The organism is Pseudomonas ulcerans, from assembly GCF_036324125.1.
Taxonomy (GTDB): Bacteria; Pseudomonadota; Gammaproteobacteria; order Pseudomonadales; family Pseudomonadaceae; genus Aquipseudomonas; species Aquipseudomonas ulcerans.
Genome location: NZ_JAZDQN010000005.1, coordinates 122,763 through 138,249, shown reverse-complemented (window position 1 = coordinate 138,249; position 15,487 = coordinate 122,763). Strand labels below are relative to the sequence as shown.

The window sequence follows — 15,487 nt, the reverse complement described above, 5'->3', positions numbered from 1 at the left end:
TGCCAGCGATGAGGCCCTCGATAGCGATAGAAATCCTAGCTCAACAAGGCGATCGCCTTGGCCTTGAGTACCTCAAGATCCATCACCGGCGCCCATTCCAGCTTCGCTTCCTCATCCCAGACCCGCATGCGCAGGCTCACCGCGCACAACGGATCCTGTTCAAAGGCATCCGCCTCCGCCTCGCTCATCACCCCACCCTGATATTCCAGGGTCCGCCGGCTGGCCTCGCTCAATCGCTCGTAGTATCCCGGCTGGCGCAAGGTGAGATAGCGCTTGGCCTCGACGTGATACTCCACCAGCCTCGCCATCCGTTCACCGAAGCCGCAGCGACGCAGGTACTCGGCCCCCACCCGTTCATGGCTGACCACGCCGAACCCGCCCATGCTGCCCTCGGCACCGCCACAGATATGCCCGATATCGTGGAAGAACGCCGCCAGCACCACTTCGTCGTCGAAGCCTTCGTCCAGGGCCAGCTGCGCCGCCTGGGACATATGCTCCAGCTGGGAAACCGGCTCGCCGATGTAGTCCTCGTCACCATGCTGCTGGTAGAGGGCGAAGACCGTCTCCACCACCTGCTCAGCCGTCCTCACGCGCCTTCCCCCAACAGTTGCGCCACATGTCCCTCGGCCAGCGCCGGACCGACACTCATGCCGACGCCGGTGTGCATCAAGGCAGCACTGATCCCCGGCGCCACCGGCAGCAGCGAGAACGGTCCCGGACCACCCGAGCCATACACGCCTTGCCAGCGCTCGACGATATCGATGCGACCGCCCAGCGTGTGCTCGGCCAGCTCGATCATCCAGTTGTCCACCTGCTCGGCATTGAACGGCGAGGCATCGCTGCCGTAGGCGTGGGAGTCGCCGATGATCAGTTCGCCATAGGGCGTCGGGCTGATCAGCAGGTGGATGCCGTGCTCCAGCAGGTGTGGGCTGTGGGCTTCGACCCGCTCGCGCAGCCCCCGGGCTTCCGGCAGGTCGGCGTAGGCGCCGTAGTGCAGGCAGCTCAGGCCGGTCAGCAGGGCGTGCTGCAGGTCCAGTTCGAAACGCGGGCGGGCTCGGAGCATCTGCAGGCGGCACACCTGCGGTTTCAGCGCAGCGATCGGCTCGGCCAGCAGGGTCTGGTAGTCGTGTCCGGAACAGACCACGATCTGCCGGCCGCTGAAGCGACCCTGGGTGGTGTCCAGGTGCCCGGGTTCGATGCCGCGGACCAGGGTGGAGAAGTGGAACTCCACGCCCATCTTGTCCCGCAGCCAGTCGATCAGGCTGGGCAGGGCTTCGCGGGAGAACACCTGCTGGTCATCGAGGCCGTGCAGGGCAGCGCGGTGATGGCTGAAGCGGCCGTTGTACAGGGCGCGCAGGTCATCGCCTTCGAGCAGGCGCGCGGGATAGCCGTGCTCGACGGCGCGATTGGTGCAGAAGGCCTCCAGCAAGTCGCGCTCCTGGTCGGTGCGGGCCAGCAACAGCGAGCCGTTGCGCTTGATGGAGAAACCGGCGGTTTCCGCCCAGTGCGCCCACAACGGGCGACTGGCGCGGGCCAGGTCGAGCATCTGGCCAGGAGGCTGGCCGCTGACCAGGGCCTGGCCGAAGTTGCGTACCGAGGCACCGAGTGGAGTGGCGCTGCGCTCGAAGACCTTGACCCGCAGGCCACGGCGGGCGGCGGCGTAGGCGTGGGAGAGGCCGAGGATACCGGCGCCGACAATCAGGAAATCGGTCATTTCTGGTCCTACCGTGAAGACAGGTTCTGGGCCTGCTTTGCAGGCCTTCGCGACGGTTCGGCGCACCGACAAGCTCGCTCCCACAGGGACTGCCTAATATCTGTGGGAGCGAGCTCGCTCGCGAAGGACCGCAAAGCGGTCCCCGCTCTTATTGCTGGGCTACTTTTTCGGACTTGCCGTCATACCGCTTGCGCCATTCGCTGAGGATCTGGTCGCGATTCTTCGACGCCCAGCCAAAGTCGTTCTTGATCAGGCGCTGCTCGTAGTCCGCCGGCAGTTCGGTCTGCGGCTTGGCGATGCCCGGCTGGGCCAGCACGGCGAAGTTTTCCTTGTACAGCTCCATCGCCGCCGGGCTGGCGGAGAAGTCGGCCAGGCGCTTGGCCGCGTCTTCATGGGGAGTGCCCTTGATCACTGCGGTGGCCTCGATCTCCCAGCCCAGGCCTTCCTTCGGCAGGACGATGTCCAGCGGCGCGCCCTGGCGCTTGAGCTGCACGGCCGGGTATTCGAAGGAGATGCCGATGGGGAACTCACCGGCCGCCGCCAGCTTGCATGGCTTGGAACCGGAGTGAACGTACTGGCCGATGTTCTGGTGCAGCGCATCCATGTAGGCCCAGCCCTGCGGCTCGCCGAAGGTCTGCAGCCAGGCGCTGACATCCAGAAAGCCGGTACCGGAGGACGCCGGGTTGGGCATGACGATCTTGCCCTTGTACTCGGGCTTGGTCAGGTCCTGCCAGCTCACCGGCTTGCTCAGGCCCTGCTTCTGCGCTTCGACGGTGTTGAAGCAGATGGTCGCGGCCCACACGTCCATGCCGACCCAGGCCGGCGGATTGGCGGCATCGCGGTAGTTCGCGCCGATCTTGCCCAGGTCCTTCGGCGCATAGCCTTGCAGCATGCCCTGCTGGTCGAGGATCGCCAGGCTGGAAGCGGCCAGCCCCCACACCGCGTCGGCCTGGGGACGGTCTTTCTCGGCCAGCAGCTTGGCGGTGATGATCCCGGTGGAATCACGCACCCACTTGATCTCGATGTCCGGGTTGGCCTTTTCGAACGCCTGTTTGTAGCTCTTGAGCTGCTCGGCTTCCAGTGCGGTATAGACCGTCAGCGAGGTCGGCGCAGCGCTGGCCTGCAGGCTGAACGCAGAGAGGACGGCAGCGGCAAGAGCGAGGGGCTTGAACATGATGCGGTTCCTTTGGAGGGACGTTGGTCAGGTTGGGTGGCGCAGATCAATGACCCGGCGCGCGCTGGCGCCAGGCCTGGGAACGTTTCAACAGGCCCCGGGAGGTCCAGGCCAGCAGCAGCGAGACGCCAGCGCTGGTGAACAGGATCAGGGTCGACATGGCGGCGGCACCGCCGACGTTGCCGGCGTCGTCCATGTTCAGCACGGCCACCGCGGCGAGGATGGTGTCCGGGCTGTAGAGGAAGATCGCCGCCGACACCGTGGTCATCGCCGAGACGAACAGGTAGCGGACGATGTCCAGCAGCGCCGGCAGACAGATCGGCACGGTGACCCGCAGGAAATGCCGGTACAGCGGCGCCTTGAGCGACAGCGCGGCAGCCTCGAACTCGCCGTCGAGCTGGCGCAGGGCGGTGGTCGCGGTCATCTGCGCGGTGGTCAGGTAGTGGGCGACGGTGCACACCACCAGCAGGGCCATGGTCCCGTAGAACACATGCAGCGGGTTGCCCGGCAGGTTGAAGAAGAAGACGTAGCCCAGGCCCAGCACCAGCCCCGGCACCGCCATCGGCACGAAGCTGAGCAGGCGCAGGATCAGGTTGAGGCGACGCTGGCCGCTGGTCTTTTCCATGAGGTAGGCACCCGTGAAGATCGCGAAGCTGCCGATCAGTGCGCTGCCCAGGGCCATGGTCAGGCTGTTGCGGTAGGCCAGCCAGCCGCCGCCGGCGGTCTCGTCGAACTGGTAGTGGTTGAGGGAAAGCGACAGGTTGTAGGGCCAGAACTTAACGAACGACGAGTACACCGCCATGCCCACCACCAGCAGGAGCACGGCGCAGACGACCAGGACGATGGCCAGGAAGCAGGCATCGCGACGGCGCGACACCTGCGGCTCGAAGACCTGGGCACGACCGCTCATGGCCTCGCCCTGGCGCCGGCGCAGCCAGGCGTCGACGCCGAAGCTGAGCAGGGCCGGGACCAGCAGGATCATGCCGATCAGCGCGCCGCGACCGAACTGCTGCTGGCCGACCACGGCCTTGTAGGCTTCCAGTGCCAGCACCTGGTAATCGCCACCCACCACCACCGGCACGCCGAAGTCGGTGATGGTCAGGGTGAACACCAGGCAGAACGCGGCGAACACGGCCTGGCGCGTGGCCGGCCAGGTGATGCTGTGGAAGGCTCGCCATGGGCCGGCGCCCATGCTCGACGCCGCGTCGAACAGCCGCGCATCGGCCAGGGACAAGGCCGACAGCAGGATCATCAGGGCATGAGGGAAGGTGTAGATGGCCTCGCCGAGGACGATGCCCCAGAAGCCGTAGATATTGTCGGAGAGCAGGCCACGCAGCAGGCCCTGGTTGCCGAACAGGTAGACCAGCGCGATGGCCGGCAGCATCGATGGCGCCAGCAGCGGCAGCAGGGAAATCCCGCGCCAGATGCGCTTGCCGGGAATCAGCGTGCGTTGCAGGGCATAGGCGAACAGATAGGCCAGCGGCACGACGATGGCGGCGACGCTGAGGGACACCTTGAGGCTGTTACCCAGCAGCCAGTGGAAGTTGGCGCTGGCAAACAGCTCGCGGGCCGCAACCCAGCCACCGCCCTGCCCGGCTTCACTGCTGAAGCCACGCCAGAAGATCGCCAGCAGCGGCAGCAGCACCGAGACCACGAGGAACATCAGAAGCAGCCATTTGCCGCCGACCACGAACAGACGGTCACCCAGGGCAACGCCAGACCGCGGTCTTGCCTTCGCGGGTGCGATCGGCAGGGTGATTGGCGCGCCCATCTCAGGCAAACACCTGGAGGGAACGCGGCGGCAGGGCCACCCAGATGTCCTGGGAGCCCAGGCGCGGCATGGCTTCCGGCGCGACTTCGGCGAGCAGGGCATGACCGGGCAGTTGGTGCAGTTCGAAGCTCATGCGGCAACGGTTGCCGAGGAAGGTGATTTCCCGCAGGCGTGCCGGGAACAGGTTTTCCTCGTGGACGACCGGGTTGACGCTGATCGACTCGGGCCGGCAGAACAGGCGACCGCTGCCACTGGCGCGCGCGCCGGGGGCCAGGCGCAGGTTCATCTCGCCCACCTGGGCATGGCTGTCGCTGCAACGCTGGAACGGCAGCCAGTTGCCCTGGCCAATGAACTCGGCGACGAACGGCGTGGCCGGCTTGTCGTAGATCTGCTGGGCGGTGGCGTACTGCTCGACCTGGCCGTTGTTCATCACGGCGATGCGGTCGGCCATCAGCATGGCTTCATCCTGGTTGTGGGTGACCATCAGGGTGGTGATGCCCAGCTGGCGTTGCAGTTGGCGCAGCTCGGTGCACAGGTGCTCGCGGACCCGGGCATCGAGGGCCGACATCGGCTCGTCGAGCAGCAGCAGCGACGGCGCCGGGGCCAGGGCGCGGGCCAGGGCGACACGCTGTTGCTGGCCGCCGGAGAGCTGGCCGGGGTATTTCTTCTCGCTGCCGGTCAGGCCGACCAGGTCGAGCATGTCGCCGACGCGCTGGCGCACTTCGTTGCGGCCGGCGCCGGCCAGGCCGTAGGCGATGTTGGCTTCGACGGTGAGGTTGGGGAACAGCGCGTAGGACTGGAACAGGATGCCGTAGTCGCGGGCCTGCGGTGGCAGGGTGGAGATGTCGCGCTCACCGATCATCAGCTCGCCGCGGTCCTGGCGCTCCAGGCCGGCGATGCAACGCAGCAGGGTGGTCTTGCCGCAGCCGGACGGGCCGAGCAGGCAGACCAGTTCACCGGCGGCGACGTCGAGGGAGACGTCATGCAGGGCCGTGAAGGCGCCGAAGCGTTTGTTGATGCCCCGGACGCGCAGCTGGGCGCCAGGATTTGCGAGCGTGTTGTTCATGACAGGACCTCACCGAGCTAGTGGAGGTCATGCTAGGTACGCTTTGCGAAGGTTCCGTGGCGTTTGGGCAAAAGCTGCCGATAGTGGTATTGGCGGATTTTTGTTGGATGCTCCCACAGGGTTCTGCAGCGGGGCTTCAGGAATCGAGGGCCGACATCTCCTGCGCCACCCCCAGGAACGCCGCCGGCAACCGCGCCTGGCGCCGCTCCTTCAGGCAGTAAAGATACTCATGCATCACCGGCGCCCCCTCCAGGGCCAGCACGCGCAATTCCGGGTTATGCGGCACCTCGTGCCGGGCAATGATGCTGATCCCGATATTGCGCAGCACCGCCTCGCGGATCGACTCGCGGCTGCCGATCTCCAGCAGCGCACCAACCTTGACCCCGGCATCGGCGAGCATCTGCTCGGTCAGCTTGCGCGTGGTCGAGCCCTGCTCGCGCATGAGCAGGCAGTGCCCCGCCAGCGCCGCCAGTGGCACCGAATCCCGCGCTGCCAGCGGATGACTGCGATGCACCGCCACCACCAGTGGGTCGGTTCCAAGGATGCGCCGCACCAGGCGGTTGTCGTCCAGCAGTTGCGAGGACGCCGCCACGTCCACCCGGTAGTCCTCCAGCAACTCCAGCACCTGCTGCGAATTGCCGATCTCCACCGACACCTCCACCTGCGGCAGGCGCTCGCGGAAGATCTTCACCAGGTCGAGGATGTAGTAAGGCGCGGTCGCCGCCACGCGCAAGGTGCCCTGCCCCACGCCGCTGTTGCGCAGGAAGAACTCGATGTCGGCTTCCTGCTGCAGCAGCGTGCGCACCATCGGCAGCAGCCGCACCCCGTCCTCGCTCAGGGCCAGGCGGCGGCCGCCGCGGTAGAACAGCTCGACGCCGTAGTGGCCTTCCAGATTGCGGATCTGCGTGGTGACCGTGGGCTGGCTGAGTCCGAGCTTCTTCGCGGCCAGGGTGATGCTGCCCAGGCGGGCCACCATGTAGAACGCCTTCAACTCGGAACTCAGCATGAAACCCCTTACTTTCTCAGCAGACGCAAACCATTGAAGACCACCAGCAGGCTGACCCCCATGTCGGCGAACACCGCCATCCACATGGTCGCCAGGCCGGCGAAGGTGATCGCCAGGAAGATCGCCTTGATGCCCAGAGCCAGAACGATGTTCTGCACCAGGATCGCCGCGCTTTGCCGCGAGAGCCTGACGAAGGCCGGGATTTTCCGCAAGTCGTCGTCCATCAGGGCGACGTCGGCGGTCTCGATGGCGGTGTCGGTGCCGGCCGCAGCCATGGCGAAGCCGATCTCGGCGCGGGCCAGGGCCGGGGCGTCGTTGATGCCGTCGCCGACCATGCCAACGCGATGACCCTTGGCGTAGAGGTCTTCGATGGCCGCCAGCTTGTCCGCCGGCAACAGGTTGCCCCTGGCTTCGTCGATACCGACCTGGGCCGCGATGGCGTCGGCGGTGTGCGGGTTGTCACCGGTGAGCATGACGGTACGGATACCCAGTTCATGCAACTCGGCGATGGCCTCGCGGCTGGTCTGCTTGACGGTGTCGGCCACGGCGAACAGCGCTAGCGGGCCGGATCCGTCGAGCAGCAGGACCACGGTCTTGCCCTGACGCTCCAGAGCGTCGAGCTTTTCTTCCAGCTGCGGCGAGCACAGGCCCAGTTCTTCCACCAGGCGATGGTTGCCCAGGTGGTAGAGCACGCCGTCCACCTCGCCGCTGACACCGCGGCCCATCAGGGCCTGGAAGTTGCTCACCTCGAAGCGGTCGAGGCCCTGTTCCTCACCCTGGCGGGCGATCGCCAGCGAAACCGGGTGATCGGAGCGCCCGCCAAGGCTGGCGGCAATGCGCTGGGCGCGGTCGTCGAACAGGGTGTCCAGCACCTGCATGTCGGTCTGCACCGGCTTGCCGTGGGTCAGGGTGCCGGTCTTGTCCAGGGCCAGGAAGTCCAGCTTGCGCCCGCCTTCCAGGTACACGCCGCCCTTGATCAGGATGCCCTTGCGCGCTGCGGCGGCGAGGCCGCTGACGATGGTCACCGGGGTGGAAATCACCAGGGCGCAGGGGCAGGCCACCACCAGCAGGACCAGCGCGCGGTAGATCCAGTCGAACCAGGCTCCGGCCATGAACAGCGGCGGAATCACCGCCACCGCCAGGGCGAAGGCGAACACCGCCGGGGTGTAGATGCGCGAGAACTGATCGACGAAGCGCTGGGTCGGTGCCCGCGCGCCCTGGGCTTCTTCCACGGCGCGGATGATCCGCGCCAGGGTGGATTCGCCTGCAGCGGCAGTGACGCGGTACTCCAGGGCGCCGGACTGGTTGATGGTGCCGGCGAAGACCCTGTCGCCCGGCCCCTTCTCCACCGGCAGGCTTTCGCCGGTGATCGGCGCCTGGTCGATAGTCGACTGACCGCTGATCACTTCGCCATCAAGGCCGATGCGCTCGCCCGGGCGAACGCGCACCCGCGCACCGAGCCCGACCTTGGTCACCTCGATTTCCAGCCATTGGCCGTCAGCCTGCTGCACCGTGGCCATGTCCGGACTCAACTGCATCAGCCCGCCGATGGCGTTGCGCGCGCGATCCAGCGAACGCGCTTCGATCACCTCGGCGAGGGTGAACAGCACCATCACCATGGCCGCTTCCGGCCACTGGCCGATCAGCACGGCGCCGGTGACGGCGATGCTCATCAGCGCGTTGATGTTGAGGTTGCGATTCTTCAGGGCAATCCAGCCCTTCTTGTAGGTGCCCAGGCCACAGCCGAGGATCGCCGCCAGGGCCAGCGCGGCGACCACCCACTCTGGCGCGGCGGCGGTGAAGTGGACGATTTCCGCTGCCAGCGCAGCGACGCCGGACAGCGCCAGGGGCCACCAGGCTTTCTTCGTCGGGGGAGCGGCCTTCTCCGGCGCATCGTCAGCCAGCGGCTCGGCCTGCATGCCCAGCGAGCCGATGGCCTCGACGATGCCGTGGGTATCACCGAGGGTATGGCGCACGCCGAGAACGCGGTTGATCAGGTTGAATTCCAGCTGTTCGATGCCCGCCAGCTTGCCGAGCTTGTTCTGGATCAGCGTCTGTTCGGTCGGGCAGTCCATGGCCTCGATACGGAAGCGGCTGAGCCGGGCATCGCTGCTTGATTTTTCGCTCAGTTGCACCAGCGCCGGAGCCTCGGCAGAGGAGCAGCAGGACGTAGGCTTGGGCGCGCAGCAGCTATCGTGCTTGCTATGGCCATGATCGTGATGCTTATGGAGGTGATCGTGATTGGCTGGCTGATTCATGAGGGTTCATCCCTAAAAGTCCTGTTGCCAAGTGAACACCCTGTAGCCACTATAGGGTCAAGCAACCTGTCGAGGAATTTTCAGATGAAGATCGGCGAACTGGCCAAGGCCACCGACTGCGCGGTGGAGACCATCCGTTACTACGAGCGGGAAAACCTGCTGCCGGAACCGGCGCGCAGCGAAGGCAACTACCGGGTCTACACCCAGGCCCATGTCGAGCGCCTGACCTTCATCCGCAACTGCCGGACGCTGGACATGACCCTGGAGGAAATCCGCAGTCTACTGCGGTTACGGGACAGCCCGCAGGACCAGTGCGAGAGCGTCAATGCGCTGGTCGACGAGCATATCGAGCACGTCCAGGCGCGGATCGACGGGCTGATGGCGTTGCAGGAGCAGTTGGTGGAGTTGCGCAGGAGGTGCCGTGCCGAAGGCGAGCATTGCGCGATTCTGGAGAGGCTGGAAGTGAATGGGGCGGTTTCGGTGCCGGACGCGGAGCATTCGCATGTGGGGCGAAGCCACGGGCATTGAAGCTGGTTACTATCCCTGTGGGAGCGGGTTCACCCGCGATTGCGATGGTGAACCCCCTATCGTAATCGCGGGTGAACCCGCTCCCACAGGTCCATGACCATCAGACCGCCATCGGCGCCGTCATCGGCGGGTGATGCTCATACCCTTCCAGGCTGAAGTCGCTCGGCTCGATCTTCTCCAGCCATTCCGGCTCGTACTTGCCGGTCTTGGCGAACTCCGGCACACGATCACTGATCACCAGCTTCGGCGCTTCCAGCGGCTCGCGACGCAGTTGCTCGTTGAGCATGTCCAGATGGTTCTCGTACACATGGGCATCGCCGATGAAATAGGTGAACCAGCGCGGCGTGTAGCCGGTCAGTCGACCGATCAGCGACAGCAGCGCAGCGCCTTCGGTGAGGTTGAACGGCGTGCCCAGGCCCAGATCGTTGGAGCGGATGTAGAGCGTCAGGGAGATCTCTTTGGTCTGGGTGTTCGGGTGGAACTGGTACAACAGGTGGCACGGCGGCAGGGCCATTTCGTCCAACTGCGCGCAGTTCCAGCCGTGGAACAGGATGCGCCGGCTGTTGGGGTCGTTGACGATGGTGTCGACGCACTGGCGAATCTGGTCGATGGCCTTGTACAGCACGACGAAGGCTTCGCCATCTTCCTCGGACTCGGCGATCTTCACGAACCCATTCTTCTGCGCCAGCTCGATGGCCGCGGCATTGCTCAGCGGGATGCGCTTGTAGGCCGGCCATTGACGCCATTGCACGCCATAGATTTCGCCGAGGTCGTCAGCCCCCTGGCGGAACGGGTTGGCCAGCCAGGCCGCGTTTTCGTTGGCGTTCTGGTCCCAGACCTTGCAACCCAGCTCGCGGAACTCGGCGGCATTCTTCACTCCGCGGAGGAAGCCGACCATCTCGCCGATTGCCGACTTGAATGCCAGCTTGCGCGTGGTGATGGCGGGAAAGCCCTTCTGCAGGTCGAAGCGCAGCATGGCGCCCGGCAGGGCGATGGTGCGCACGCCGGTGCGGTTCTCTTGCAGGGTGCCGTTCTCGATGACGTCGCGGACCAGGTCCAGATACTGTTTCATAGCGTTCCTGTAACGAAGACGGCAGGGGGATCGCCCCTGCCGTGGAAAATCAGACCGCGGGTTTTACCGTCGGCTTGCGATTATAGGCCCACCAGATCAGGGCGAGGCCGCCGGCTATCATCGGCACGCAGAGAATCTGACCCATGGTCAGCCAACCCCAGGCCAGGTAGCCAAGCTGGGCGTCCGGGACGCGGACGAACTCGACGATGAAGCGGAAGATCCCGTAGAACAGGGCGAACATGCCGGACACCGCCATGGTCGGCCGCGGCTTGCGCGAGTAGAACCAGAGGATCAGGAACAGCGCCACGCCTTCCAGGGCGAACTGGTACAGCTGCGACGGGTGGCGCGGCAGTTGCGCAGGATCGCTGAACGGCGGGAAGACCATGGCCCACGGCACATCGGTGGCCTTGCCCCACAGCTCGGCGTTGATGAAGTTGCCGATGCGTCCGGCGCCCAGGCCGATCGGCACCATCGGCGCGACGAAGTCCATCAGCTCGAAGAACGACTTGTTGTTGCGCTTGCCGAACCACAGGGCCGCGAGCATCACGCCGATGAAGCCGCCGTGGAACGACATGCCGCCCTTCCACACTTCGAAGATCAGGGTCGGGTTGGCCAGGTAGGCGCTCAGGTCGTAGAACAGCACGTAGCCGAGCCGTCCGCCGACGATCACTCCCATCGACAGCCAGAACACCAGGTCCGAGAGCTTTTCCCGGGTCCAGGTGGGATCGAAGCGGTTCAGCCGGCGCGAGGCCAACAGCCAGGCACCACCGATGCCGACCAGGTACATCAGGCCATACCAATGGATTTTCAGCGGCCCGATGGCCAGTGCCACGGGATCGATCTGCGGGTAAGGCAGCATGGTGACTCCTCTCGTTAAAGCAGAAAGCTCAGCCCGACGCAGAACAGCAGCGCGGCGAACAGGCGCTTGAGCAGGCGCGGCGACAGTTTATGCGCCAGGCGCGCGCCGAAGCGGGCGAAAAACATGCTGGTCACGGCAATCCCGAGCAGCGCCGGCAGATAGACGAAACCAACGCTGTGGGGCGGCAGGTGCTCTTCGTGCCAGCCCAGGAGCATGAAACTCAGGGCGCTGACCAGGGCGATCGGCAGGCCACAGGCCGATGAGGTGGCCACCGCCTGTTGCATCGGCAGGCTGCGCCAGGTCAGGAACGGCACGGTCAGCGAGCCGCCGCCGATGCCGAAGATCGCCGAGGCCCAACCGACCACACCACCCGCCACGGTCAGCCCGGCCTTGCCGGGCACGCCACGGCTGGCCTTGGGCCTGAGGTCGAGGGCCATCTGCACGGCGATCACCAGGGCGAACACGCCGATGATCTTCTGCAGGTGCGGGCCCTGGATCAGCGAGGCGGTCTTGGAGCCGATCACCGCGCCGATGAGGATGCCCAGGGTCATCCAGGCGAAGATCGGCCACTGCACCGCGCCCTTGCGATGGTGCTCGCTGATGGCGTTGAGCGAGGTGAAGACGATGGTCGCCAGCGAAGTGCCGACGGCCAGGTGGGTCAGCACCGAGGGATCGAACCCTTGCAGGGTGAAGCTGAACACCAGCACCGGGACGATGATGATGCCGCCACCGACGCCGAACAGCCCGGCCAGCACGCCTGCGCAGGCGCCCAGCAGCAGATAGAGCACGAATTCCATTGTCGCCCCCGGAAAATTCAGTCCGGCATGGTAACGGAAGGTGGGCCCCGGTCTCCAGTGAAGACGCCGACAGGTAAGTCTGGGTACAGTGGCGCACTACCACAGGCCAGCTGAACGGGAGCCACGATGTGCCTGATCGTTTTCGCCTGGCGGCCGGGGCATGCCCGGCCGCTGATCGTCGCGGCCAACCGTGACGAGTTCTATGCCCGCCCGACCCAGGCCCTGGCGCCCTGGGACGAGGCGCCCGGGGTGCATGCCGGGCGCGACCTCGAAGCCGGCGGGACCTGGTTGGGTGTCGGGCCCCAGGGCCGTTTTGCCGCACTGACCAATATCCGCGATCCGGGGCAGCCGCTGGGCACGCGCTCCCGCGGTGAATTGGTGGCCGGCTATCTGCGCGGTGAGCTGTCGGTGGAAGCGTATCTGCAGAAGGTGGCAGGCGAAGCCCATCACTATTCGGGATTCAACCTGCTGGTGGGTGACGGGCAGCGCCTGGGCTACCTGCATGGCGGCGATGCAGTGCCACGGCTGCTGGAGCCCGGGGTATACGGGCTGTCCAATGCGGCGCTGGACACGCCGTGGCCGAAGCTGGTCAAGGCCCGAGAGGGACTGCGCGAGCGACTGGACGATCCCGATCCACTGGAGCTGTTCGACCTGCTGGGTGATCACCGGCAAGCTGCGGATGCCGAACTGCCCAGTACCGGCGTCGGCCTGGCCACCGAGCGCTTGCTGTCCAGCGTGTTCATCGCCAGCCAGAACTACGGGACGCGGGCCAGTACGGTGCTGATTGTCGAGGCGGATGGGCGCCGCCGGCTCATGGAACGGAGCTTCGGGCCGTTTGGGGGACATCTGGGAGAAGTCGAGCTGTCACTGTGATACCAAGTCCCACAAGGACCGCGTGCACCGCAATCCTGTGGGAGCTGGCTTGCCAGCGATGAGGCCCGCAAGGACAACCGGAATCAGTGCGGATTGATCATCCGCCCCAGCCCCAGGGTCTTAAGCGCCAGTTGTAACGTACTGTGGATAACCTGCGGGTTGTCGATCTCCATCACCTGCGCCAGCATCTCCTTCGACTTGCCCAGGCTGATCTGGCGCAGCATCCACTTCACCTTCGGCAGGTTCGTGGCGTTCATCGACAGGCTGTCAAAGCCCATCGCCATCAGCAGTACCGCCGCCGCCGGATCACCGGCCATCTCGCCGCAGATGCTCACCGGCTTGCCTTCGGCATGGGCCGCGGTGACCACGTGCTGCAGCGCTTGCAGCACCGCCGGATGCAGGTAGTCGTAGAGGTCGGCGACCCGCGGGTTGTTGCGGTCCACCGCCAGCAGGTACTGGGTCAGGTCGTTGGAACCAACCGAGAGGAAGTCCACCTGGCGCGCCAGTTCCTTGGTCTGGTACACCGCTGCGGGAATTTCCACCATCACCCCCACCGGCGGCATCGGCACGTCGGTGCCTTCGTCGCGCACTTCGCCCCAGGCGCGGTGGATCAGGTGCAGGGCTTCTTCCAGCTCGTGGATGCCGGAAATCATCGGCAACAGGATGCGCAGGTTGTTCAGGCCCTCACTGGCCTTGAGCATGGCGCGGGTCTGGACCAGGAAGATTTCCGGGTGGTCCAGGGTAACGCGGATGCCGCGCCAGCCGAGGAACGGGTTGTCTTCCTTGATCGGGAAGTAGGACAGCGCCTTGTCGCCACCGATGTCCAGGCTGCGCATGGTCACCGGCAGTGGATGGAAGGCCTGCAGCTGCTCGCGATAGATCGCCAGCTGTTCCTTCTCGCTGGGGAAGCGCTGGTTGATCATGAACGGCACTTCGGTGCGGTACAGGCCGACGCCCTCGGCGCCACGCTGCTGCGCCCGCGCCACGTCGGCGAGCAGGCCGGTGTTGACCCACAGCGGCATACGGTGGCCGTCGGTGGTCTCGCAGGGCAGTTCGCGCAGGGCATCGAGGCCCTGGGCCAGCTGGCGCTCTTCCTCGACCACGTCGGCGTACTGCTTGCGCAGCACGTCGCTGGGGTTGGTGTAGACGTCGCCCTTGTAGCCGTCGACGATCATCTGGATGCCGTCGACCTTGGAATACGGCAGGTCGACCAGGCCCATCACCGTGGGAATGCCCATGGCGCGGGCGAGGATCGCCACGTGGGAGTTGCCCGAACCGAGCACCGAGACCAGGCCGGCCAGCTTGCCTTCCGGCACTTCGCCGAGCATCGCCGGGGTCAGCTCTTCACTGACCAGGATGGTGTTGTCCGGGTAGACCAGCGACAACTGGCGGGCTTCCTGGAGATAGGCCAGCAGGCGCCGGCCGAGGTCCTTCACGTCGGAGGCACGCTCACGCAGGTAGGCGTCATCCATCAGTTCGAAGCGGTTGACGTGCTCGCCGACCACCTGGCGCAGGGCGCCCTGGGCCCACTGGCCGGTCTTGATGACCTCGACCACCTCGCCGCCCAGCGCGGCGTCGTCGAGCATCATCAGGTAGACGTCGAACAACGCCCGCTCTTCCGGGCGCAGCTGGGTGGCCAGCTTGGCCGAGAGGGTGCGCATATCGCTGCGCACGCCTTCGAGGGCGTTGTTGAAGAGTTTCAGTTCGGCATCGATGTCGGTGACGGTCTTGTCCGGCACCACGTCGAGATCGGCCGGCGGCAGCATGACCACCGCAGTACCCACGGCAGCGCCCGGAGAACCCGGCACGCCGACGAACTTGGCTTCCTGGATGCCCTTGCCCTGGCGGCCCAGGCCGCGGATCGAGCCGGTGGCTTCGGCATGGGCGATAACCCCGGCAAGCTGCGCGCTCATGGTGACGAGGAAGGCTTCCTCGCCCTCGTCGAACTGGCGGCGCTCCTTCTGCTGGATGACCAGGACGCCCACTACGCGACGGTGGTGGATGATCGGCGCGCCGAGGAAGGAGGCAAAACGCTCCTCGCCGGTTTCGGCGAAGTAGCGGTAGCGCGGGTGGTCGGCGGCGTTTTCCAGGTTCAGCGGTTCTTCCCGGGTGCCGACCAGGCCGACCAGGCCCTCGTTCGGCGCCATGCTGACCTTGCCGATGGAGCGCTTGTTCAGGCCTTCGGTGGCCATCAGGACGAAACGGTTGGTTTCCGGGTCGAGCAGGTAGACCGAGCAGACCTGGCTGCCCATGGCCTCTTTGACGCGCAAGACGATGATCCCCAACGCCGTCTTGAGATCCTTGGCGGAGTTAACTTCCTGGACGATCTTGCGCAGCGTATTGAGCATGGCTCGGGGTCGAACTCCGTC

At 65.8% G+C, this 15,487-nt stretch carries 13 protein-coding genes; 2 read left to right on the top strand and 11 right to left on the bottom strand.

Annotation, left to right across the window (positions count from 1 at the left end; all coding sequences use genetic code 11):
• Positions 1–35: 35 nt before the first annotated feature.
• The 7 genes from V0R59_RS06855 to V0R59_RS06825 all read right to left on the bottom strand — a co-directional run bounded on the left by V0R59_RS06855 (position 36) and on the right by V0R59_RS06825 (position 8,989).
• Positions 36–590: a phosphonate degradation HD-domain oxygenase gene (locus tag V0R59_RS06855; protein ID WP_330073653.1), complete on the bottom strand. Its 555-nt coding sequence runs from the start codon at positions 588–590 to the stop codon at positions 36–38.
• Entirely contained in the window at positions 587–1,714 is a 1,128-nt protein-coding gene (locus V0R59_RS06850; protein WP_330073654.1) for a TIGR03364 family FAD-dependent oxidoreductase, read from the bottom strand. Before V0R59_RS06850 ends, V0R59_RS06855 begins: the two co-directional genes overlap by 4 nt.
• Positions 1,715–1,862: 148 nt before the next feature.
• Entirely contained in the window at positions 1,863–2,888 is a 1,026-nt protein-coding gene (locus V0R59_RS06845) for a putative 2-aminoethylphosphonate ABC transporter substrate-binding protein (RefSeq protein ID WP_330073655.1), read from the bottom strand.
• A 46-nt stretch (positions 2,889–2,934) separates the two neighbouring features.
• Positions 2,935–4,659: a putative 2-aminoethylphosphonate ABC transporter permease subunit gene (locus V0R59_RS06840; protein WP_330073656.1), complete on the bottom strand. Its 1,725-nt coding sequence runs from the start codon at positions 4,657–4,659 to the stop codon at positions 2,935–2,937.
• Between the two features lies 1 nt (position 4,660).
• On the bottom strand, positions 4,661–5,725 hold the full coding sequence (locus V0R59_RS06835; RefSeq protein WP_330073657.1) for a putative 2-aminoethylphosphonate ABC transporter ATP-binding protein: 1,065 nt from the start codon (positions 5,723–5,725) through the stop codon (positions 4,661–4,663).
• Positions 5,726–5,861: 136 nt separating this feature from the next.
• The gene (locus tag V0R59_RS06830) at positions 5,862–6,731 is read right to left on the bottom strand and encodes a LysR family transcriptional regulator (protein ID WP_330073658.1); all 870 of its coding nucleotides are present in this window, start codon (positions 6,729–6,731) and stop codon (positions 5,862–5,864) included.
• A gap of 8 nt (positions 6,732–6,739) precedes the next feature.
• Entirely contained in the window at positions 6,740–8,989 is a 2,250-nt protein-coding gene (locus tag V0R59_RS06825) for a heavy metal translocating P-type ATPase (RefSeq protein ID WP_330073659.1), read from the bottom strand.
• An 84-nt stretch (positions 8,990–9,073) separates the two neighbouring features.
• Between V0R59_RS06825 and cadR the strand changes: the two genes are divergently transcribed.
• Positions 9,074–9,517 (top strand): Cd(II)/Pb(II)-responsive transcriptional regulator, encoded by a 444-nt coding sequence (gene cadR, locus V0R59_RS06820; RefSeq protein WP_330073660.1) that lies wholly within the window; start codon positions 9,074–9,076, stop codon positions 9,515–9,517.
• A gap of 100 nt (positions 9,518–9,617) precedes the next feature.
• Here cadR and V0R59_RS06815 read toward each other — a convergent pair whose 3' ends face one another.
• The 3 genes from V0R59_RS06815 to V0R59_RS06805 are packed head-to-tail and all read right to left on the bottom strand — an operon-like array spanning position 9,618 to position 12,245.
• On the bottom strand, positions 9,618–10,589 hold the full coding sequence (locus tag V0R59_RS06815; RefSeq protein ID WP_330073661.1) for a thymidylate synthase: 972 nt from the start codon (positions 10,587–10,589) through the stop codon (positions 9,618–9,620).
• A gap of 49 nt (positions 10,590–10,638) precedes the next feature.
• Positions 10,639–11,448, bottom strand: coding sequence for a prolipoprotein diacylglyceryl transferase (gene lgt / locus V0R59_RS06810; protein WP_330073662.1), 810 nt, complete (start codon positions 11,446–11,448; stop codon positions 10,639–10,641).
• 14 nt (positions 11,449–11,462) lie between these two features.
• Positions 11,463–12,245, bottom strand: coding sequence for a sulfite exporter TauE/SafE family protein (locus tag V0R59_RS06805; protein ID WP_330073663.1), 783 nt, complete (start codon positions 12,243–12,245; stop codon positions 11,463–11,465).
• 126 nt (positions 12,246–12,371) lie between these two features.
• Between V0R59_RS06805 and V0R59_RS06800 the strand changes: the two genes are divergently transcribed.
• Complete coding sequence (locus V0R59_RS06800; protein ID WP_330073664.1) at positions 12,372–13,118, top strand: NRDE family protein; 747 nt, start codon at positions 12,372–12,374, stop codon at positions 13,116–13,118.
• A gap of 83 nt (positions 13,119–13,201) precedes the next feature.
• Here V0R59_RS06800 and ptsP read toward each other — a convergent pair whose 3' ends face one another.
• Positions 13,202–15,466: a phosphoenolpyruvate--protein phosphotransferase gene (gene ptsP / locus V0R59_RS06795; RefSeq protein WP_330073665.1), complete on the bottom strand. Its 2,265-nt coding sequence runs from the start codon at positions 15,464–15,466 to the stop codon at positions 13,202–13,204.
• Positions 15,467–15,487 lie beyond the last annotated feature (21 nt).